The following is a 19779-nucleotide window of genomic DNA, read 5'->3' as shown; positions in this document are numbered from 1 at the left end:
CAGCTTCAGCGACGCACGCGCGCCACCGCGGTGAGCAGGCACGCACCGAAGCCCACGGTGAGCGCCACGATGACGGTCTGCGGAAGATCCCACGTCCCCGTCGCGTCGTGCAGCGCGCCGATCACGGGCGCGCTCGCGGCACCGACGACGTAAGCCCCGCCCTGCACCACGGCCGACATCGTCGCGGTCTCCGCGCTCGTCCTGGAGACGGCGACCATCACCGTGAAGATCACGACGAACCCGCCCGAGTGGGCGATGCCTCCGAGCACGACCCACAGCACGAACAGGTGCGGGGCGAGCAGCATCCCGCCCGCGAACCCCAGCCAGCACACCACGATCAGAGCTGCCGGCACCGCCAGCGGCAGCCGTCGCGCGAGCACGGGGACGACGAAGGGGCCGAGGATCGCGACGCCCTGGAACAGCGAGGCGAGGGCGCCCGCCACCGCCGCATCGGCGCCGATCAGGTCGCCGAGCATCGCCGGCAACCAGGTGGACATGCCGTAATACGCCGCCGACTGGCAGCCGAAGGCCGCCAGCAGCAGCCAGACCACCGGCTGGTGCAGGACGCGGCGGGAATGAGGGGCGACGACCGGCACGGTCGCGGTCGTCAGCGGCGTCTCGCCGAGCACCTGCTCGTCCCAGCGCACGCCCGGCAGCCGGTCGCGCCACAGGTGAAGCGCCCACAGCAGGATGCCCAGCACCGTCAGCGCGATCCACAGCAGCAGCGCGAGTCGCCATCCGGTGGCCTGGGCGATGGACGCGGTGGCCAGCGTGGTGACAAGCGAGCCGACATTCAGCGCCGCGGCGTACGCGGCTGTCACGCCTGAGACCTGCGCCGCGGGCACATCGCGACCGATGATCACCGGGATGACGACGTTGCCGATCGTGATGCCGGCGCCGATGACCGCCATCCCCACGAGCATCCAGCCGAAGCCGGGCAGAGCGCGGATCAGCGTGCCCACCGCCACCGCGACCAGGCATGCCATCAGCGCGATCTCGGCCCCGGCACGACGGATGACCAGCGCCGCCACCGGCGTCAGCGCTGCGAACATGAGCACGGGGAAGGTCGTCAGCAGCGACGCCGTCGCGCCGTCCAAGGTGTAGTCGCCCGCGATGTCGCGCAGCACGGGCGTGACCGCCAGGATGGGTCCGCGCAGACTGAGCGCGGCGACCAGCACCCCGGCGATCACCAGCCACGGGAAGACCCTCCGCGCGGACGTCACGCGCCCCACGCCCAGGCCTGAAGCCTCCCGAGCGGCCAGGTGGTGATGATGCGCTCCGCCGGCACGCCGAGCCGCTCGGCGCGCTCGGCTCCGTGATCCAAGAGCGACAGCTGCCCCGGCGCGTGGGCGTCGCTGTCGATGGAGAAGAGACATCCGATCTCCATCGCGAGCAGGATCAGCTCGTCCGGCGGATCCTCGCGCTCGGGACGCGAGTTGATCTCGACGGCGACGCCGTGCTCGGCGCACGCCTCGAACACGGCCCGCGCATCGAACTCGGACGGCGGGCGTGTGCCGCGCGACCCGGTCACCAGCCGGCCCGTGACGTGCCCGAGGACGGTCACGCGCGGGTTCGACACGGCCGCGACGAGGCGCCGCGTCATCGAGGCCGCCTCCATCCGCAGCTCGGAATGCGCCGAGGCGACCACGATGTCGAGCTCGTCCAGCAGCTCGGGCTCCTGGTCGAGTCCGCCGTCGCCCAGGATGTCGACCTCGATGCCGCTGAGCAGCGTGAACCCCTCGTCCCGGAACCCGGCCACCACCTCGAGCTGGGCGCGCAGGCGCTCGGGCGAGAGCCCGCGAGCGACCTTCAGCCGGGGCGAGTGATCCGTCAGCGCGAGGTACTCGTGCCCGAGTCCGCGAGCGGCGGCCACCATCTGGTCGATGGGGGTGGTGCCGTCGGACCACTCGCTGTGGGAGTGGAGGTCGCCGCGCAGCTGACCCCGCAGCTCGGACCGGCGCACATCGCCGAGGCGTTCACGCAGATCGCGGAGATAGTCGGGCACGTCGCCGGCGAGGGCCTGCTCGATCACGGCGAACGTCGAGGCGCCGATCCCCTTCGCGCGACGCAGGCGATCCGGATCCTTCCGCGTCGCCTCGTCGAGACCGGCGACCGTCGCCGCCGCCGTGCGAAAGGCCTTGGCCTTGAACTTCGACGCACGCTCCCGCTCGAGCAGGAACGCGATCTCGTTCAGCGCCTCGATCGGATCCATGCCCGAACCGCCTTCCTCCGCTCAGGCCGAGGGCTGCTGCGTGCCCAGCTCCTGCGACGCCGCGATCCACGTGTCGAGCTTCTCCGTGGCGCGGCCGTCGTCGACCGCGGCCGCCGCCTCGCCCAGCGCCTCGACGAGCCGCTCGACCATTCCGCGCTGCATCTGCGTCGGGTCCTGCGACAGCCGGAACGCGACGATTCCCGCGGCCGCGTTGAGCAGCACGATGTCGCGCACCGGGCCCTGTTCCCCCTCGAGGGTGCGGCGCAGGACTCCCGCGTTGTGCTCGGGCGATCCGCCCAGCAGATCCTCGAGCTGCGCGGTCGGCAGGCCCAGGTCACGCGGATGGATGTCGAACTCGTGCACGTCGCCCCGCGAGATCTCCCAGATCCGGCTGTAGCCGGTGGTGGTGAGCTCGTCGAGCCCGTCCTCGCCACGGAAGACCAGGGCCGTCGCGCCACGGGTGCGGAACACGCCCGTGATGAGCGGAACCACATCCGGGTTCGCGACGCCGACCGCGTTCGCCTCGGCACGCGCGGGGTTCACCAGCGGACCGAGGAAGTTGAACACCGTGGGCACGCCGAGCTCTGCGCGCGTGGGACCGGCATGACGGAACCCCGGGTGGAACGCCGCGGCCCACGCGAACGTGATCCCGGCGCGATCGAGCACGCCGGCGACCGACTCGGGCGGCAGACGGAGGTCGATGCCGAGCGCGCTCAGCACATCCGACGATCCCGACTGCGAGCTCGCCGCCTTGTTCCCGTGCTTGACCACGGGGATCCCGGTCGCGGCGATGACGATCGACGCCGTCGACGAGATGTTCACGGTGCCGACGCGGTCGCCGCCCGTGCCCACGATGTCGAGCACGTTGGGGTCGACGTCCAGCGGCACAGCCGCCTCCAGGATCGCGTCGCGGAAGCCGATGATCTCCTCGACCGACTCGCCCTTGGCGCGCAGCGCAAGCAGGAATCCGCCCAGCTGAGCGGGAGTCGCGCGGCCCTCCATGACCTGGCGCATCGCCCACGTGGCCTCCGACACGCTGAGGTTCGTGCGCGAGAGCACGGTCGTGAGCACATCCGGCCAGGTCGGTTCCGCCATACGAGCGATCCTACTCAGGCGGATTCACGGGGATCTCACGCGGGTGCCACAGCGAGCACTTAGGAGGCACTTACTTCGACGCGATGTCGAAGTTGCCGAAAACCGCCTTCGGGATCGGCAATAATGGACGAGTGACTGCACCAGCAACGTTTGCCCCGGCACCGAGAACAGTCAAGCGACCCGACCCTGTCGCCGTCGGCACGATCGTCTGGCTCGGCAGTGAGGTCATGTTCTTCGCGGGCCTCTTCGCCATCTACTTCACGCTCCGCAGCACCTCGCCGGAGCTGTGGGCTTCACGCACCGAGCTCCTGAACGTCCCGTTCGCGCTGGTGAACACGATCATCCTGGTGATCTCGAGTGTCACCTGCCAGATGGGCGTGTTCGCGGCCGAGGGCCTGAAGTTCAAGAGCGCCCTCATGCAGAAGCTCGTCGGCTGGGGCGTCGTGCCGTGGTTCTGGGTGTCCTTCGCCCTCGGCGCGTTCTTCGTGTCCGGCCAGGTGTGGGAGTACGCGACCCTCGTCAGCGAGGGGATGCCGATCAGCGCCGACTCCTACGCGTCGGCGTTCTACCTCACGACGGGCTTCCACGCCCTGCACGTGACCGGCGGCCTCGTCGCGTTCCTGCTCACCATCGGCCGCTTCTACGCGGTCAAGCGCGCCCGTCACAAGGAGGCCGTCACCGCCATCGTCGTGTCGTACTACTGGCACTTCGTCGATGTCGTGTGGATCGCGCTGTTCTTTGTCATCTACTTCCTCAAGTAAGAGCGGAGCTACATCACCCTTATGGCACGAGAGAAGAAGCGCCGCTCGAACGGTCGCCGCTCGCCCCTGGCCGCCGCTGCCCTCATCGGCATCGGCCTGCTCATCAGCGGCGGCGTCTACGCCGGCGCGAGCGCCGCGGTCGCTGCGACGTCCGAGACGAGCGCCCACACCGCCCTGACGGCCGACGACGGCAAGAAGCTGTTCCAGGCGAACTGCGCAACCTGCCACGGCCTCGACCTCGAGGGAACCGACAACGGCCCCTCGCTGTACGGCGTCGGCGCGCTCGCGGTCGAGTTCCAGGTCTCCACCGGTCGCATGCCCATGCAGCGCCAGGATGTCCAGGCGCCGCGGAAGCCCGTGCAGTTCACCGAGGACCAGATCGTCGCGATGGCCGAGTACGTGCAGTCCGTCGCGCCCGGTCCCGACTTCCCCGACGAGCACCTGCTCGACGGCGAGGGAGATGTGTCCCGCGGTGCCGAGCTGTTCCGCATCAACTGCGCCATGTGCCACAACGTCGCCGCTGCGGGTGGCGCGCTGACCGAGGGCAAGTACGCCCCGGACATCATGGGCACCAGCGCCCTCCACATGTACGCCGCCATGGTCACCGGTCCCCAGAACATGCCCGTGTTCAACGACATGAACCTGACGCCCGAGGACAAGCGCGACATCATCTCGGCCCTGCTCTATCAGCAGGAGGCTCCGGCCCCCGGTGGTTTCACGATCGGCTCGCTCGGCCCCGTGTCCGAGGGTCTGTTCGTGTGGATCTTCGGCATCGGCGCGCTCATCGCGATCACGGTGTGGATCACCGCGAAGTCCAACTGAGGCTGGCGCACGGAGCATGACGAACGAAGAAGACGTGACAAGGAACACCATGGCTCACGAGAACGAAGCGCACGCGGTGGAGGCCTACCGGCCCTCCCCCGGCCTGGCCGTCTCCACCGCCGACCCGGTGCAGAACCCGGGCCTGCCCCCGCACCGGGCGCGCATGACCGACAAGGACCCGAAGGCGGAGCGTGCGGCGAACCGCACGGTCTACACGCTGTTCTACGTGTCGGTCGCGGCGAGCATCTGGGCGGTTGCCGCCTACATGCTGTTCCCGATCGAGGACGGCTCGCTGCTCTCGATCCGCAACAACAACCTCTGGATCGGCCTGGGCATCGCCTTCGCGCTGCTCGCCATCGGCGTCGGCGGCATCCACTGGTCGAAGGCGCTGATGAGCGACAAGGAGTACGTCGAAGAGCGTCATTCCACGCGCGGCTCCGAGGAGACCCGCGCGGCGACCATCGAGGCGTTCTCGATCGCCAACGAGGAGTCGGGCTTCGGACGTCGCAAGATGATCCGCAACTCGCTGTTCGCGGCCGTCGCGGCGTCGATCCTGCCCGGCATCACGCTCTTCCGCGGCCTGGCCCCGCACTCGACGCCCGAGGACCCGATCGCCGGCGACCCGGTCGCGCTGCTGAACCGCACGATGTGGAAGGAGGGCGAGCGTCTCGCCCTCGACCCCAGCGGTCTTCCCATCAAGGCGTCGGACGTGACCCTCGGATCGGCCTTCCACGTCATCCCCGAGTCGCTCGCCGACCTCGGCCACGGCGACGGCTACCTCGAGGAGAAGGCGAAGGCGATCGTCCTTCTCATGCGGCTGCTCCCCGAGCAGCTCAAGGAGGAGGAGTCGAAGAAGTCCTGGTCGTACGACGGCATCGTCGCGTACTCCAAGGTCTGCACGCACGTCGGCTGCCCCGTGGCCCTGTACGAGCAGCAGACGCACCACCTGCTGTGCCCCTGCCACCAGTCGCAGTTCGACGTCACCGAGCACGCGAAGGTCATCTTCGGACCGGCCGCGCGCCCGCTGCCGCAGCTGCCCATCGCCGTCGATGACGAGGGTTACCTCATCGCGCAGAGCGACTTCCACGAACCCGTCGGCCCGAGCTTCTGGGAGCGTCATTGATGAGCACCACCACCGTCGCTGAGAAGCCCGACACCCGCACCCCCGACGCTCCCCTCGGCGGGAAGTTCGTCGGCGCCGCCGCGAACTACATCGACGAGCGCACGAGCATGTCGGGCTTCGTCAAGGCCCTCGGCCGCAAGGTCTTCCCCGACCACTGGTCGTTTATGCTCGGCGAGATCGCCCTCTGGTCGTTCGTCGTCGTGCTGATCTCGGGCACGTTCCTGACGTTCTTCTTCCAGGCGTCGATGGTCGAGACCCACTACAACGGCGCGTACGAGCCCATGCGCGGCATCGCGATGTCGTCGGCGCTCGAATCCAGCCTGCGGATCTCGTTCGACATCCGCGGCGGCCTGCTCGTCCGCCAGATCCACCACTGGGCCGCCCTGGTCTTCGTGGCCGGAATCGGCGTGCACATGCTCCGCGTGTTCTTCACCGGCGCGTTCCGCAAGCCGCGCGAGCTGAACTGGGTGATCGGCTTCGTCCTGTTCATCCTCGTCATGGCCGAGGGCTTCACCGGCTACTCGCTGCCCGACGACCTGCTCTCGGGCAACGGCCTCCGCATCATCGACGGCATGATCAAGGGCCTCCCCCTGATCGGCACGTGGACCTCGTTCCTCCTCTTCGGCGGCGAGTTCCCCGGCAGCCAGATCGTCGGCCGTCTGTACACGCTGCACATCCTGATCCTGCCGCTGCTCGTCATCGCGCTCGTCGCGGTGCACCTGCTGCTCATGATCGTTAACAAGCACACGCAGTTCGCCGCCCCCGGCCGTACGAACGGCAACGTCGTCGGCTTCCCGATGATGCCCGTGTACATGGCGAAGATGGGTGGGTTCTTCTTCATCGTCTTCGGCGTCATCGTGCTGATCGCGTCTGTGGTCCAGATCAACCCGATCTGGAACTACGGCCCGTACGACCCGTCGCCCGTGTCGGCAGGTACGCAGCCAGACTGGTACATCGGCTTCGCCGACGGTGCCCTGCGTCTTGCTCCGTCCAACTGGGACATCGTCGTCGGCAACTTCACGTTCTCGTTCGGCATCATCGCCCCGGTCATCGTGCTCGGCCTGTTCATCGTGCTCGTCGCGATCTACCCCTTCCTCGAGGCCTGGATCACCGGCGACAAGCGCGAGCACCACATCGCCCAGCGCCCGCGCAACGCCGCGACGCGCACCGCGATCGGCGCCGCCGGCGTGGTCTTCTACGCGGTGCTGTGGGCGGCTGCCTCGTCGGACATCATCGCGACGCACTTCATGCTCACGATGGAGGGCGTGATCCGCTTCCTGCAGATCTCGCTGATCGTCCTGCCGATCATCGTGTACTTCTTCACCAAGCGCGTGTGCCTCGCGCTCCAGAAGAAGGACCGCGAGATCGCGCTTCACGGCTACGAGTCGGGTCGCATCGTGCGGATGCCCGGCGGTGAGTACCGCGAGGTGCACCGCCCGGTCAGCGAGTACGAGCGCTGGAAGCTGGTCGACATCGAGACCTACGCTCCCCTCGTCCTGCGCCCCAACGACCAGGGCCGGATCCCCTTCAGCGAGAAGCTGCGTGCCGGCATGTCGCGCTGGTTCTTCGAGGACCGTCTCGCCCCGCTCACGCAGAGCGAGCTGGACGCGGCCGTCGAGCACCAGAAGCACGCGCTGCACGAGTACGGCCCGAGCCCGCGTGAGCTCGAGTCGGGTCACGACTCGCACTGAGCCCGTCCCCGAAGCCCCCGGTTCCTCGCGAACCGGGGGCTTCGTCGTTTCCGGGGTCGGGCTTCCAGCGGCCGGCGGGACCAGACGCGGATCGGCCGCCTACAGGCTGGATGTGACCAGAGTCACCTCCTGCGTCCGGCGAGCCTGCAGCATGCCCAAGCAGCCTGTACGGGGGCAAGGCGCTCCGCCGGAGTGCGAGGGCGGATCGGTCGCCTACAGGCCGGATGTGACGCCAGCGGCCTCCCGAGTCAGCTGAGCCTGTAGCACGTCCGTACAGCCTGTACGCGGACGACCGCGGCGGATGCAACCGGGCCGGGTTCGCCCGTTTCAGACGCCGGCGAGCTGCTTGCGGCCGACGAGCAGGTAGCCGCGAAGCGCGGCCTCGACGCGGTCGAGGTGGAACAGGATGTCCTCGGCCAGCGCGCGGTAGCTGGCATACCCGCGCTTCGCGAGCTCCTGGTCGCGGCGCCGGTCCTCGCGCTGCTCATCCCAACTCGAGTGGTGCGCCTTGCTATCGCACTCGACGACCAACCAGCCGTCCAGGAGCAGGTCCACGCGTCCGACGCCATCGATGTACTTCTGCACCTCGACGCGGAAGCCGAGCCGGATGGCCAGCAGCCGCACGATCGTCTCGGTGCCCGACTCGGCCCTGCCATTCACAAGCCGACGCAGAAGCCGTTTTGCCGGACGAACGGCGCTGAACAGCCGATCCAGATCACGTCTCGTCAGCAGCTGCAGGTGCAGTGCCGAGTCGACCGCGGCGACGAAGTCGACGTCGTCGACGCACTCGCTCGCGTGGATGAGAGCGTCGAGCACGCTCACGGCACAGAGCTCTGCGGGCGCTTCGGTCGAGAGGGGCCGCCAGTGGAGAACGCCGTCCCCCGGCACAGCCGTCCGCGACGCTGACCGGGGCACGTGAGCGTGCACGCCCTCTGGCTGCTCTCGTACGAAGACCCCGTACTTCGACAGCAGCGTCACGCAGGTCAGACGTGCCGAGATCGCGGCGGCGACGCACGCATCGTTATCCGCATCCCGTCGCACGTATCTCCCCCGCCGAGCGCGGATAAGGGACCCGGTGCTGACAGCGGCGGCGATGGAGTGCTTAGACATGCCAGACGCCCGCAGCTGCGCGGTCGTCCACATCCACAGGCTGTTCTGCTGGTCAAGCGTCAGAGGCGTGATCACGACCTCAGCGTCGCCGACCGAAGAGCTGCCGCCGCAGCGAACCGGCAACTGGGGACGGCGCGGGTGGAAACCGGCGCCTGGGGACGAGCCAACGGTGACTTGGCACCACAGGGGTCAACCCGCCTCCTCCCAAACAGGCTGGATGGGCGCGAGACAGGCTCATCCGCCCCGGCAGTGCGCTCCCGCACCATCCAGCCTGCCGTCGGCCGCTGCCCGGCATAGGCACCGCGGTCCGCACCGCCCGTGCACAGGCCACCGCGACCGCGTGCAGGCTCATCCGCCCCGCTGAGCCACTCCTGCACCACCGAGCCTGTACGAGGCCGTCGGGCCAGAACTGCGCACACGCAAAACGGCCCCGGAGCCGAAGCTCCGGGGCCGTTCGAGAGGTGCGTCAGCGCGCGAAGTACCCGCGGTAGTACTCGTAGACCCAGCCGACGATCGCGATGACGAAGAGACCGAGCGCGATCGGGATGAGGAAGTGGCCGACGGCGAGACCGACGATCATGATCGCGGCCGAGCCGGCGAGCACGAGCGGCCACCACGACCAGGGGCTGAACTCGCCCAGCTCGGTGTCGCCGTCGTCGATGTCCGCGTCGTCACGGTCCTCCGGCAGGTCCACGCCGTGCTGACCCTTGTGGATGACCTGGATGTAGAACGCGATCATCGCCGACATGAAGAAGCCGAAGCCGAGGGCCGTGGATCCGGCCCACTCGATCTCGCCCGTGGCAAGCAGGCTCCAGACCGTGTACGTGACGGCCATCAGGGCGAAGAAGCCTGCGAGCAGCCACCAGATTCCGATGTTGGAGCGCATTACTTGACCTCTCCGTCCGCAGCATCGATCACGGGGGCGTCAGGCGCGTCCTTCGCCGGTCCGATGCCGACGGGGATGCCGGCCTCGGGGTGGTTGAGGTCGAACGCGGGACGCTCGCTGCGGATGCGCGGGATCGACGTGAAGTTGTGCCGCGGCGGCGGGCACGACGTCGCCCACTCGAGCGAGCCGCCGTAACCCCACGGGTCGTTGACGGTGATCTTCGGGGCGGTGCGCGCCGTGATCCACACGTTCAGGAAGAACGGCAGCAGCGAGGCGCCGAGGATCATCGCGCCCACCGTGGAGAGCTGGTTCTGCCAGGTCCATCCGTCGGCGTACGAGTAGTCCGCGTAGCGGCGCACCATGCCGTCGACGCCCAGCCAGTGCTGGATGAGGAAGGTCATGTGGAAGCCGATGAACAGCATCCAGAAGTGCACGTACCCCAGACGCTCGTTCAGCATGCGGCCCGTCCACTTCGGCCACCAGAAGTAGAAGCCGGCGAACATGGCGAACACGACCGTGCCGAACACGACGTAGTGGAAGTGCGCCACGACGAAGTACGAGTCGGACAGGTGGAAGTCGAGCGGAGGCGCCGACAGGATGACGCCCGTCAGACCGCCGAACACGAACGAGACCAGGAAGCCGAGGGCGAAGACCATCGGCGTCTCGTACGTGATCGATCCGCGCCACATGGTGCCGATCCAGTTGAAGATCTTCACACCCGTCGGGACCGCGATGAGCATCGTCATCAGCGCGAAGAACGGCAGCAGCACCGCGCCGGTGACGTACATGTGGTGCGCCCACACGGCCACCGACAGGGCGGCGATCGCGATGGTCGCGTACACGAGCGTCTTGTAGCCGAAGATCGGCTTGCGGCTGAAGACCGGGAAGATCTCCGAGACGATGCCGAAGAACGGCAGCGCGATGATGTACACCTCGGGGTGACCGAAGAACCAGAACAGGTGCTGCCAGAGCAGGACGCCACCGTTCTGCGGGTCGTAGATGTGCGCGCCGAGCACGCGGTCGGCACCGGCGGCGAAGATCGCCGCGGCGAGCACCGGGAACGCCACCAGGATCAGCAGGCTCGTGATGAGCGTGTTCCAGGTGAAGATCGGCATGCGCCACATCGTGAGGCCGGGGGCGCGCATCGTGATGATCGTGGTGATGAAGTTCACCGCACCGAGGATCGTGCCGAAACCGGAGAGGCCGAGGCCGAGCATCCAGAGGTTTCCGCCGACGCCCGGAGAGAACGTCGCATTCGCGAGCGGCTGGTAGGCGAACCAGCCGAACGACGCGGCACCCGACGGGGTCAGGAAGCCGGCGACCGCGATCGTCGAGCCGAACAGGAACAGCCAGAACGCGAACGCGTTCAGACGCGGGAACGCCACGTCCGGCGCACCGATCTGAAGCGGCAGGATCGCGTTCGCGAAGCCCGCGAACAGCGGCGTCGCGAACATCAGCAGCATGATCGTGCCGTGCATCGTGAACAGCTGGTTGTACTGCTCCTTCGTCGGCAGCACCTGCATGCCGGGGGCGAAGAGCTCCGCGCGGATGATCAGCGCCATCACGCCGCCGATCGCGAAGAACAGCACCGACGCGATCAGGTACATGTAGCCGATGGTCTTGTGGTCGGTGGAGGTGATCCACTTGACCACGATGTTGCCCTTCTGCTCAGTCCGTGAACGGCTGAGCAGGGCTGCCTGACGCGGCGGGAGCGTGGTGCTGTGCTCCTGGAGTGTGGTCGCCATCAGTGGCCCTCTCCCTCGGAATCGGTGGTGTCGGGGGCGGCACCGGTCGTGCCGGGCGCGTTGGCCAGGCGGTCGTAGGCGTTGTCGATGTCGCCGGTCTGACCGGCGGCCTCGAGCTCGGCGAGGTAGTCCTCGTACTCGGCCTCGCTGACGACCTCGACATTGAACAGCATCATCGAGTGGTACTCGCCGCAGAGCTCGGCGCACTTGCCGGCGTACGTGCCCTCACGGGTCGGGGTGAAGGACCAGGTGTTGTCGCGCCCCTGGTACATGTCCTTCTTGTAGAGGAAGTCGATGATCCAGAACGAGTGGATGACGTCGCGCGACTGAAGGTGGATCGTCACCTGCTTGTCGACCGGCAGCACCAGCGTGGGCAGCTGCGCCTGGTCGATGTTGCCCTCGGCATCGGGCTGCGCCTGGATGCCCATTGTCCACACGGCGTCCGAGTTGTCCTCGGCCTCGCCGTTGTACTGGAAGTCCCAGGCCCACTGCTTGCCGATCGCGGTGATCTCGACATCCGGGTCATCCCACTGCGTCTCGATGGCCGACTGGTCGCGCGCCGTGAAGGCGAACAGACCGAGGACCAGGATCAGCGGCACCGTCGTGAAGAAGATCTCGATCGGCATGTTGTAGCGCAGCTGCACCGGCAGACCGGTCTGACCCTTGCGGCGGCGGTACACGACCATCGCCCAGAGCATGAGGCCCCAGGTGATGATGCCGACGGCGAGCAGAACGATCCACGAACTGGTCCAGAGCGATGCGACGCGCTCGACCTGGTTGGTGGTCGGCTCGGCGGCCTGGCCGTCGAGCTCGAACCCGGGAAGGTATCCGTGCAGCTCGGTCGGAGTGCATCCTGCTAGGGCCACGGCTGCGGCGGTTGCGACCGGGATCGCGGCCCAGCGGAGACGGCGTTTCGACGGCACGAATTCACCTTTCGAACGTGGATGAGGCAACGTCCAGTCTAGGGCAACCTCTCACCCGCTTCAGGACAACCGCCCAGCTCGGGGCGTGTCTCGCGGCGGCGTCCTGACACGCGAAAAAGCCCCATACCACGAGGGCTGGGGCTCTTTCGCGGAGCGGCTCAGTGGAAGCTGTCGCCGCAGGCGCAGCTGCCGGAGGCGTTGGGGTTGTCGATGGTGAAACCCTGCTCCGAGATCGTGTCCTTGAAGTCGATCTTCGCGCCGTCGAGGTACGGCACCGACATGTTGTCGACGATGACCTCGACGCCGTCGAAGTCGACGGTCTCGTCGCCCTCGAGGTAGCGCTCGTCGAAGTAGAGCTGGTAGATGAGGCCCGAGCAGCCGCCCGGCTGGACGGCGACACGCAGACGCAGGTCGTCGCGGCCCTCCTGCTCGAGGAGGTTCTTCACCTTGGTCGCGGCGGCGTCCGTGAGGCTCACGCCGTGAGCGCGCGTTTCGGCGACGCCCGTGTCGATTCCGGGGGTGTCGGCGAGGGTCGTGTCGGTCATGACGCTCCTAACGGGGTGCGGCCCGCCCGATCGGGATCGACCGGGACGGCGGGATGGCACGATTCTACCGCGCCAGGATGAGACGGGCCCCGACGATCAGACAGTCCGCGCGTTGATCCGCCCCAGCAGCAGCGTCTCGGCGCGCACCGCGTTGCGGAAGGTCTCCAGATGCAGCGACTCGTTGGGGCTATGGGCGCGCGAGTGCGGGTCCTCCACGCCGGTGACGAGGATCTGCGCACCGGGGAACTGCCGGACGAGATCCGCGATGAACGGGATGGATCCGCCGACGCCCAGATCGACGGGATCCTTGCCGTAGCCGTCGCGCATCGCGTCGCGCGCCTCGGCGACGGCCCATCCGCTGGTGTCGACGAGGAATCCGTTCCCCAGGTCGACATTCGCGAACGTCAGCTGTGCACCGAAGGGGGCGTTCGCACGCAGGTGCGCCTCGATGGCCGCGAACGCCTCCTTGGCGTCCTGCCCCGGCGCGACACGGGCGCTCACGACGACCGTCACCTCGGGAGAGAGCGTGTTGGAGGCGGCGGCGACGCTCGTGAAGTCGATCCCCGTCACCGTGATCGACGGCTTGTTCCAGATGCGGGACAGGATGGCCCCCTCCCCGATCGGCGAGACGCCGTCGGGCAGGCCGGCCTCGTCGCGCAGGGTCGCCTCGGTGTATTCGGGCGTCTCGGCGTCGCGGGCCGCCAGGCCCTCGACCGCGACGGCGCCGTTCTCGTCCCACAGGGTTGAGAGCAGCTTGATCGTGGCGAGCATCGCATCCGGCACCGCTCCCCCGTACATGCCCGAGTGCGAGGCGTGCTCGAGCGTGCGCACGGTCAGGTGGAACGTGGCGTTGCCGCGCAGCGAGACGGTGACCGCGGGGGTCTCGGAATCCCAGTTGCCCGAGTCGGCGACGACGATGACGTCGCTGCGCATCGCCTCGGCGTTGTCGGCGAGGAACTGCCCGAACGACCGCGACCCGAACTCCTCCTCGCCCTCGATGAACAGCACGATGCCGAGGTCGAGATCATCGCCCGCCACCTCGCGCAGAGCCCGCAGCGAGGCGATGTGCGCCATCACTCCGGCCTTGTCGTCGGCTGCGCCGCGCCCGTACAGGCGCCCGTCCCGCACCGTCGGCTCGAACGGCGGCGTCTCCCAGAGGGCGTCGTCACCCGGGGGCTGCACGTCATGGTGGGCGTACAGCATGACTGTCGGACGTCCGTTGCGCGCCCGGCGGGTGGCGAGGATCGCCGGCTGGCCGTGCTCGTCGGTGCCCGGGATCGCGGCGGTGAGGATCCGCACCTCATCGAAGACGCCGGTCTCCTCGGCGAGGCGGGCGATCTCCCGAGCGCTCAGCTGCAGCTGCTCCTGATCGAACGCGGGCCACGCGATGCCCGGAATGCGCACGAGACGTCCAAGATCGGCCAGCGCCGAGGGGATCCCTCCTTCCGCGGCGTCCAGCAGGCGGTCATCCACAGAAGGCTCCGAACTCATGCGGGTAATCTTAGGCAGATCCACTACTGCGATTCCCGGGCCGGAGCGGCGCCGGGACAGATCCGAGGTGCATACCCGTGAGCAAAACCCCGGCCGTGAACGACGGCACGACCAAGGGAACCGTCCTCAATGGCGAGGTCATCGGCGAGCTCGCCACCGGCAAGGGCCGCCCGACGCCGACGCGCGCCGAGCGCGAGGCCGCCCGCAAGCGCCCGCTCGTGGCGAACACCAAGGAGGCGAAGGCGCGCGCCCGCGCCGAGCTGCGCGAGCGCCAGGACCGCGCCCGCATCGGCATGGCGAACGGCGAGGAGAAGTTCCTGCCGCTGCGCGACAAGGGCCCCCAGAAACGCTTCGCCCGCGACTACACCGATGCCGGATGGCACCTGGGCGAGTTCCTGATGCCCGCGATGGTCGTCGTGATCGTCACCACGTTCATCCCGCTCGAGTTCTTCCAGTTCTGGTCGTTCGTGGCGCTGTGGGCGTTCATCCTCTTCGTCGTCGGCGACATGATCATCCTGTCGACGACCGTGAAGCGGAAGGCCGCGGCGAAGTTCGGCAAGGACAAGCTCGAGAAGGGCCTCGGCTGGTACTCGGCGATGCGCTCGGTGCAGATGCGCTTCATGCGCCTGCCCAAGGCGCAGGTCAAGCGCGGGCAGTACCCGGCTTCTTAACAGCTCGCTTCGCTCGCCCTCGAACTCTCGCGCCGACGCTCCGCGCCGGCACTCGCGTTCGAGACGCTGTCGCTGCCGCTCCATCGAGGGCGTGCGCTTCGCGCCCGCATTGGCCCCATCCGGGGCACGCTCGCTTCGCTCGCACGTGGCGTTCAGATGCCCACGCGGTCAGGCTCGGCAGCTCGTGCTGCGCCGTCAAGCCGGAGCTTGAGCAGGCCGCGGACCGCGGGCCCGTCCGGCACTGTCAGGCTCGGAGCTTGAGGAGGCCGCGGTTGATCTGGCGGGCCCAGAGGGGGCCGCGGTAGAGGAATGCCGTGTAGCCCTGCACCAGGGTGGCGCCGTTGTCGAGGCGCTCCTGCACGTCCTCCGCAGTCTCGACTCCGCCGACCGAGATGACGCAGAAGTCGTCGGGAACGGCAGCGCGGACGATGCGCAGCACCTCCAGCGACCGCGCCTTGAGCGGAGCGCCCGAGAGCCCGCCGGCGCCCATCGCCTCGACGCGCGCGGCGTCCGAGGCGAGCCCGTCGCGGGAGATCGTCGTGTTGTTCGCGATGATCCCCGCGAGCCCCTCGGATACCGCGAGGCGCGCGATGGCGGCGATCTCGTCATCCGGCAGATCCGGAGCGATCTTCACCAGCAGCGGTGTGGATCCCGCGGCATCCCGGACCGCGCGCAGCAGGGGCGCGAGCGTCTCGACCGCCTGCAGGCCGCGAAGGCCCGGCGTGTTCGGCGAGGAGACGTTGACGGCGAGATAGTCGGACAGCGGCGCGAGCATCCGCGCGCTGGTGACGTAGTCGGCGGTGGCGTCGTCGACGTCGACGACGCGGCTCTTGCCGATGTTCGCGCCGATAATCGCTCCCGAACGGCGCAGATGCGCGAGGCGACGTGCGGCCGCCTCCGCGCCGCGGTTGTTGAAGCCCATGCGGTTGATCACCGCGCGGTCGGCGATCAACCGGAACAGACGCGGCTTCGGGTTGCCGTCCTGCGGGATCGCGGTGACCGTGCCGACCTCGACGTGGCCGAAGCCGAGCGACTCGAGGCCGCGCACGCCGACCGCGTTCTTGTCGAAGCCCGCGGCGACGCCGAACGGCGACGGGAACACGTGCCCCAGCGCCTCGACGGCCAGCTCGGGGGCGGGGCGCGTGAAGCGTCCGACGACCGCGGCGACCGGCGCGATGCCCGCGAAGCGGATCACGGCCATTGCCAGGTGATGGGCGGTCTCGGGATCGAAGCGCGCGAGAACGTGCCGGAAGAGGAGGGGATACATCCCGTCCAGGGTATCGGTCGCCCGGAGGTCAGTCCGACGCGGTCGCCGCGGCGTCGTCCACGCGTGCACGCGCGTGGTCGGCACGGAGCTCGGCGATCGAGGCCTCGAAGTCCTCGAGCGACTCGAACGCCTGGTAGATGCTGGCGAAGCGGAGATAGGCGACCTCGTCGAGTTCGCGGAGCGGGCCGAGGATGGCGAGTCCGATCTCGTTCGCGTCGATCTGGCTGAGCCCGGTCTGGCGCACGGCCTCCTCCACGCGCTGGGCGAGGATGGCGAGGTCCGCGTCGGTGACGGGGCGTCCCTGGCACGCCTTGCGCACGCCCGAGATGACCTTGTCCCGGCTGAACGGCTCGACGGCGCCGGAGCGCTTGATCACGTTCAGGCTCGCGGTCTCGATGGTCGAGAAGCGGCCACCGCACTCGGGGCACTGCCGACGTCGCCGGATCGACAGGCCGTCGTCGCTCGTGCGGGAGTCGATGACACGGGAATCGCCGTGGCGGCAGAACGGGCAGTGCATAACGCGACAGCCTACGCGGAGGCGCCTGAGAGATCCTGCGGGCCCTGGTCGCCGGCGAAGCGGGCGGTGATCGCCTCGCCATGCGCGGGGAGAGCCTCCGCCTCTGCGAGTGCGACGATGCCGTCGCGCACCTGCGCGAGGGCGGCGCGGTCGTACTCGATGACCTGCTGCGGGCGCAGGAAGGTGTGGGATCCGAGGCCTGCGGCGTACCGTGCCTGTCCCCCGGTCGGCAGCACGTGGTTCGAGCCGGCGAGGTAGTCGCCGAGGCTCACGGGGGCGTACGAGCCGACGAACACCGCGCCGGCGCTTGTGCAGCGGGCGGCGGATGCGGCGGCGTCCGCCACGTGGATCTCGAGGTGCTCGGGAGCGTAGGCGTTGCTGAACGACTCGGCCGCGTCGAGGTCGTCGACGAGGACGATCGCCGACTGCTCCCCCGCCAGCGCGGCGGCGACCCGCTCGCGGTGCCGGGTGGCCGATCCGACGCGCTCGACCTCGGCGGCGACGGCCTCCGCGAGGCGTGCGGACGGGGTGACGAGGACGGCGGACGCCTGCTCGTCGTGCTCGGCCTGGCTCACGAGGTCGTACGCCACGAGCCGCGGGTCGGCGGTGTCGTCGGCGATGATCAGGATCTCGGTGGCCCCCGCCTCCGAGTCGGTGCCGACCACTCCGGCGACGGCGCGCTTCGCCGCGGCGACGAAGTTGTTGCCGGGACCGGAGACGACGTCGACCGGGTCGAGCCCGAGGGAGGGCACGCCGTGGGCGAGCGCGCCGATCGCGCCGGCTCCGCCCATCGCGTAGACCTCGTCCACGCCGAGCAGTCCGGCGGCAGCGAGGATCGTCGGGTGCACGCGGCCGTCGTGATCGGCCTGCGCCGGCGACGCGAGCGCCACGCTGCGCACCCCGGCGACCTGCGCGGGAACGACGTTCATGACGACGCTGGAGGGGTAGACGGCCTTGCCGCCAGGGACGTACACGCCGACGCGCGACACCGGCTGCCAGCGCTGCGTGACACGCGCGCCCGGCCCGAGCTCGGTCGTCCGCGGCGCCGGGACCTGGGCGGCGGATGCCTCGCGGACGCGACGGATCGCCTCCTCCAGCGCGGCGCGGACCTCGGGATCGAGGGAGGCGACCGCGTCCGCGATGTGGTCTGCGGGCACGCGGATCGCGTGGTCGGTCACGCGGTCGAAGCGCCCGGCCTGCTCGCGCAGGGCCTCCTCGCCGCGGACGCGCACGTCCTCGACGATCTCCGCGGCGACATGCAGCGCGGTCGCACGGGCCTCGGCGGCTCGGGGAACGACGGCGAGCAGTTCCGCGACGCGGAGCGACCGGCCACGGAGATCGATGGTGCGCATCCCCTCATTCTGCCAGCCCGCCCCCGCCGTTCCCTGCGGGTGCGCCGGCGTCAGCCGCGGGTGATGCCCGACGTGTCGTGGAGGAAGCCGATGCGGCCGTCGTCGTGGCGGACCACGTACGAGTCACCGCGGTCCTCGATGACGAGCGCCCACGCGGTCGGTCCGATGCGGAACAGCGGGGCCCCGTAGGCGTCGACGACGTCGCGCTCCTCCGGGGCGAGCGCCCAGAAGGCCTGCGGCGCGGACGCCACCGTCGTCCCGTCCTCGGCGGGCTGCGCGCCCGCCTCGTCCTCGGCCGGCTGCGGCTCGGGCTCGATGTCGGAGCGCGGCGTCGTCGAGATCGTGTGCTCGACGTCCTCCGCGGCGACCTCATCCGGGTCGTTGTCGGCCGCGGTCGCGTCTGCGAAGTCCTCCCCCGCGGCGGGCAGCACCTGGGTGACGGGCTCCTGCTCGACGGGCTGCTCGGGGCTCGCCTCCGGGGCGGGGACGGCGTCATCCAGTGGTGCGGAAGACTCGACCGCCGCGGTGCTGTCGACGACCTGCTCGGTCATCGCCTCGGCCTCGGGCGTTCCGTGCGGCGCCGGCGGGAACGGCTCGGTCGCCTGGGGCTCCGCGTCGACCTGCGGCCCGGCGGGAAGCGGGAACTGCTGTCCGTATGCCGGCGGCTGACCGTGCGGCGCACCGAACGCGGGCTGACCGAACGGCGGCTGACCGTACTGGGGCTGGCCGAACTGCGGCTGACCGTACTGCGGTGCCTGCCCATAGGGCTGCTGCCCGAACGGCGCCTGGCCGTAACCCTGCTGCCCATACGGGGGCTGGCCGTACGGGGGCTGGCCGTACGGCGGCTGCCCGAACGGCTGGGCTGCGCCCTGCGCCGGCGGCTGGCCGTAGGGCGGCTGGCCCTGCCCAGGCTGCGGCCACGCCTGCGGCGTGGGCTGTGAAGCGGGGCGCGGGCGCTGGGCGACCGGTCGCACGGCGCGCGCCACGGGATGCGCGGGCGACTCGGCGCGCACGAAGTCGTCCTTGAACGGGGCGACGAAGGGAGCCACCACGGTGAAGAAGACGCCGGCGAGCGTGAGAAGCAGCTCGATCCAGACGACCCACGTGATGCCGAAGCCGAAGCCGTCGGCGAGGTTCTGCACGCCGAACCCGAGCGTGCTGAACCACAGCAGCGCCGAGACCGAGAACGCGACGGAGGCGAACTGGTCGACGGAGAGCGAGCCCACGCGCAGGCGCGCCGTCGGCGAGACGCGGCGGATCACGAGCATCACTCCGGCGGCGACGGGAAGGCCCACGCCGAGCACCCAGTCGAGCGACGAGCTCCAGATCGGCGAGTACACGCGGTCGAACGTGTACATCGAGAAGAACGAGAACAGCAGGATCAGCGCCGCCAGGCCGATCAGGATCGCCTCACGGATCGTGAACGGGCCGACGCCGTGAAGCGGTGCGGACTCGTCCGCGCCGGGCTCCGTGGTGGAGGGCTGCTCGGGAGCCGGGGATGCCGGGTACTGGTCGGTCACGCTGATCCTCTCGAAGACGTGGCACGGATGCGGACGATCCTACCGGCG

18 protein-coding genes are annotated in these 19779 nt (G+C 69.4%); 5 read left to right on the top strand and 13 right to left on the bottom strand.

From position 1 onward, the window contains the following. Positions 1-5: 5 nt before the first annotated feature. The 3 genes from IR155_RS02810 to trpD are packed head-to-tail and all read right to left on the bottom strand — an operon-like array spanning position 6 to position 3307. Positions 6-1223, bottom strand: a complete 1218-nt coding sequence (locus IR155_RS02810; protein WP_167760690.1) for an MFS transporter — start codon at positions 1221-1223, stop codon at positions 6-8. Next, positions 1220-2212, bottom strand: a complete 993-nt coding sequence (locus tag IR155_RS02805) for a PHP domain-containing protein (RefSeq protein ID WP_135112947.1) — start codon at positions 2210-2212, stop codon at positions 1220-1222. The genes IR155_RS02810 and IR155_RS02805 overlap by 4 nt, the downstream gene beginning before the upstream one ends. Positions 2213-2233: 21 nt before the next feature. Next, positions 2234-3307, bottom strand: coding sequence for an anthranilate phosphoribosyltransferase (trpD, locus tag IR155_RS02800; RefSeq protein WP_135112945.1), 1074 nt, complete (start codon positions 3305-3307; stop codon positions 2234-2236). An 83-nt stretch (positions 3308-3390) separates the two neighbouring features. Between trpD and ctaE the strand changes: the two genes are divergently transcribed. The 4 genes from ctaE to qcrB are packed head-to-tail and all read left to right on the top strand — an operon-like array spanning position 3391 to position 7704. Further along, positions 3391-4068 (top strand): aa3-type cytochrome oxidase subunit III, encoded by a 678-nt coding sequence (gene ctaE, locus IR155_RS02795; protein ID WP_135112943.1) that lies wholly within the window; start codon positions 3391-3393, stop codon positions 4066-4068. A gap of 21 nt (positions 4069-4089) precedes the next feature. Beyond that, a complete protein-coding gene (qcrC, locus tag IR155_RS02790; protein WP_135112941.1) occupies positions 4090-4890 on the top strand; it encodes a cytochrome bc1 complex diheme cytochrome c subunit in 801 nt (266 codons plus the stop codon). A 49-nt stretch (positions 4891-4939) separates the two neighbouring features. Beyond that, positions 4940-6013: a cytochrome bc1 complex Rieske iron-sulfur subunit gene (gene qcrA / locus IR155_RS02785; RefSeq protein WP_135112939.1), complete on the top strand. Its 1074-nt coding sequence runs from the start codon at positions 4940-4942 to the stop codon at positions 6011-6013. Further along, positions 6013-7704 carry a cytochrome bc1 complex cytochrome b subunit gene (gene qcrB, locus IR155_RS02780; RefSeq protein WP_135112937.1) on the top strand — a complete coding sequence of 564 codons (1692 nt, stop codon included), beginning with the start codon at positions 6013-6015 and terminating at the stop codon, positions 7702-7704. The genes qcrA and qcrB overlap by 1 nt, the downstream gene beginning before the upstream one ends. 327 nt (positions 7705-8031) lie before the next feature. Here qcrB and IR155_RS15860 read toward each other — a convergent pair whose 3' ends face one another. The 6 genes from IR155_RS15860 to IR155_RS02750 all read right to left on the bottom strand — a co-directional run bounded on the left by IR155_RS15860 (position 8032) and on the right by IR155_RS02750 (position 14404). Further along, positions 8032-8526 carry an endonuclease domain-containing protein gene (locus IR155_RS15860; protein WP_228066549.1) on the bottom strand — a complete coding sequence of 165 codons (495 nt, stop codon included), beginning with the start codon at positions 8524-8526 and terminating at the stop codon, positions 8032-8034. Positions 8527-9280: 754 nt separating this feature from the next. Further along, positions 9281-9700, bottom strand: coding sequence for an aa3-type cytochrome oxidase subunit IV (ctaF, locus tag IR155_RS02770; RefSeq protein WP_135112935.1), 420 nt, complete (start codon positions 9698-9700; stop codon positions 9281-9283). Beyond that, the gene (ctaD, locus tag IR155_RS02765; protein WP_135112933.1) at positions 9700-11445 is read right to left on the bottom strand and encodes an aa3-type cytochrome oxidase subunit I; all 1746 of its coding nucleotides are present in this window, start codon (positions 11443-11445) and stop codon (positions 9700-9702) included. The genes ctaF and ctaD overlap by 1 nt, the downstream gene beginning before the upstream one ends. Further along, positions 11445-12368 (bottom strand): aa3-type cytochrome oxidase subunit II, encoded by a 924-nt coding sequence (gene ctaC, locus IR155_RS02760; RefSeq protein ID WP_135112924.1) that lies wholly within the window; start codon positions 12366-12368, stop codon positions 11445-11447. Before ctaC ends, ctaD begins: the two co-directional genes overlap by 1 nt. 158 nt (positions 12369-12526) lie before the next feature. Beyond that, positions 12527-12913 (bottom strand): iron-sulfur cluster insertion protein ErpA, encoded by a 387-nt coding sequence (gene erpA / locus IR155_RS02755; protein WP_135112922.1) that lies wholly within the window; start codon positions 12911-12913, stop codon positions 12527-12529. A gap of 96 nt (positions 12914-13009) precedes the next feature. Then, positions 13010-14404, bottom strand: a complete 1395-nt coding sequence (locus IR155_RS02750) for a dipeptidase (RefSeq protein WP_135112921.1) — start codon at positions 14402-14404, stop codon at positions 13010-13012. Positions 14405-14475: 71 nt separating this feature from the next. Here IR155_RS02750 and IR155_RS02745 point away from each other — a divergent pair, with 71 nt between their 5' ends. Beyond that, positions 14476-15075, top strand: a complete 600-nt coding sequence (locus IR155_RS02745; protein ID WP_409366535.1) for a DUF3043 domain-containing protein — start codon at positions 14476-14478, stop codon at positions 15073-15075. Positions 15076-15319: 244 nt separating this feature from the next. Here IR155_RS02745 and IR155_RS02740 read toward each other — a convergent pair whose 3' ends face one another. Genes IR155_RS02740 through IR155_RS15855 form a run of 4 tightly spaced genes read right to left on the bottom strand, consistent with a single transcriptional unit; the run spans position 15320 to position 19731 of the window. Further along, positions 15320-16342, bottom strand: coding sequence for a quinone-dependent dihydroorotate dehydrogenase (locus IR155_RS02740; protein WP_135112917.1), 1023 nt, complete (start codon positions 16340-16342; stop codon positions 15320-15322). Between the two features lie 28 nt (positions 16343-16370). Continuing rightward, a complete protein-coding gene (nrdR, locus tag IR155_RS02735) occupies positions 16371-16859 on the bottom strand; it encodes a transcriptional regulator NrdR (protein WP_135112915.1) in 489 nt (162 codons plus the stop codon). An 11-nt stretch (positions 16860-16870) separates the two neighbouring features. Further along, positions 16871-18211, bottom strand: coding sequence for a histidinol dehydrogenase (hisD, locus tag IR155_RS02730; RefSeq protein ID WP_135112912.1), 1341 nt, complete (start codon positions 18209-18211; stop codon positions 16871-16873). A 50-nt stretch (positions 18212-18261) separates the two neighbouring features. Next, positions 18262-19731 (bottom strand): hypothetical protein, encoded by a 1470-nt coding sequence (locus IR155_RS15855; RefSeq protein WP_233441075.1) that lies wholly within the window; start codon positions 19729-19731, stop codon positions 18262-18264. Positions 19732-19779 lie beyond the last annotated feature (48 nt).

The sequence above is a fragment of the Microbacterium paludicola genome (assembly GCF_015235415.1).
GTDB lineage: Bacteria > Actinomycetota > Actinomycetes > Actinomycetales > Microbacteriaceae > Microbacterium > Microbacterium paludicola.
The sequence above is the reverse complement of the archived record's forward strand: the minus strand, read 5'-3'. Positions and strand labels throughout refer to the sequence as shown.

Bases quoted from the DNA above. Each gene is read 5' to 3' on its own strand.
- IR155_RS02805 (WP_135112947.1), bottom strand. From the start codon at position 2,212: ATGGATCCGATCGAGGCGCTGAACGAGATCGCGTTCCTGCTCGAGCGG.
- trpD (WP_135112945.1), bottom strand. From the start codon at position 3,307: ATGGCGGAACCGACCTGGCCGGATGTGCTCACGACCGTGCTCTCGCGC.
- ctaE (WP_135112943.1), top strand. From the start codon at position 3,391: ATGTCGAAGTTGCCGAAAACCGCCTTCGGGATCGGCAATAATGGACGA.
- qcrC (WP_135112941.1), top strand. From the start codon at position 4,090: ATGGCACGAGAGAAGAAGCGCCGCTCGAACGGTCGCCGCTCGCCCCTG.
- qcrA (WP_135112939.1), top strand. From the start codon at position 4,940: ATGGCTCACGAGAACGAAGCGCACGCGGTGGAGGCCTACCGGCCCTCC.
- qcrB (WP_135112937.1), top strand. From the start codon at position 6,013: ATGAGCACCACCACCGTCGCTGAGAAGCCCGACACCCGCACCCCCGAC.
- ctaF (WP_135112935.1), bottom strand. From the start codon at position 9,700: ATGCGCTCCAACATCGGAATCTGGTGGCTGCTCGCAGGCTTCTTCGCC.
- ctaD (WP_135112933.1), bottom strand. From the start codon at position 11,445: ATGGCGACCACACTCCAGGAGCACAGCACCACGCTCCCGCCGCGTCAG.
- erpA (WP_135112922.1), bottom strand. From the start codon at position 12,913: ATGACCGACACGACCCTCGCCGACACCCCCGGAATCGACACGGGCGTC.
- IR155_RS02750 (WP_135112921.1), bottom strand. From the start codon at position 14,404: ATGAGTTCGGAGCCTTCTGTGGATGACCGCCTGCTGGACGCCGCGGAA.
- IR155_RS02740 (WP_135112917.1), bottom strand. From the start codon at position 16,342: ATGTATCCCCTCCTCTTCCGGCACGTTCTCGCGCGCTTCGATCCCGAG.
- nrdR (WP_135112915.1), bottom strand. From the start codon at position 16,859: ATGCACTGCCCGTTCTGCCGCCACGGCGATTCCCGTGTCATCGACTCC.
- hisD (WP_135112912.1), bottom strand. From the start codon at position 18,211: ATGCGCACCATCGATCTCCGTGGCCGGTCGCTCCGCGTCGCGGAACTG.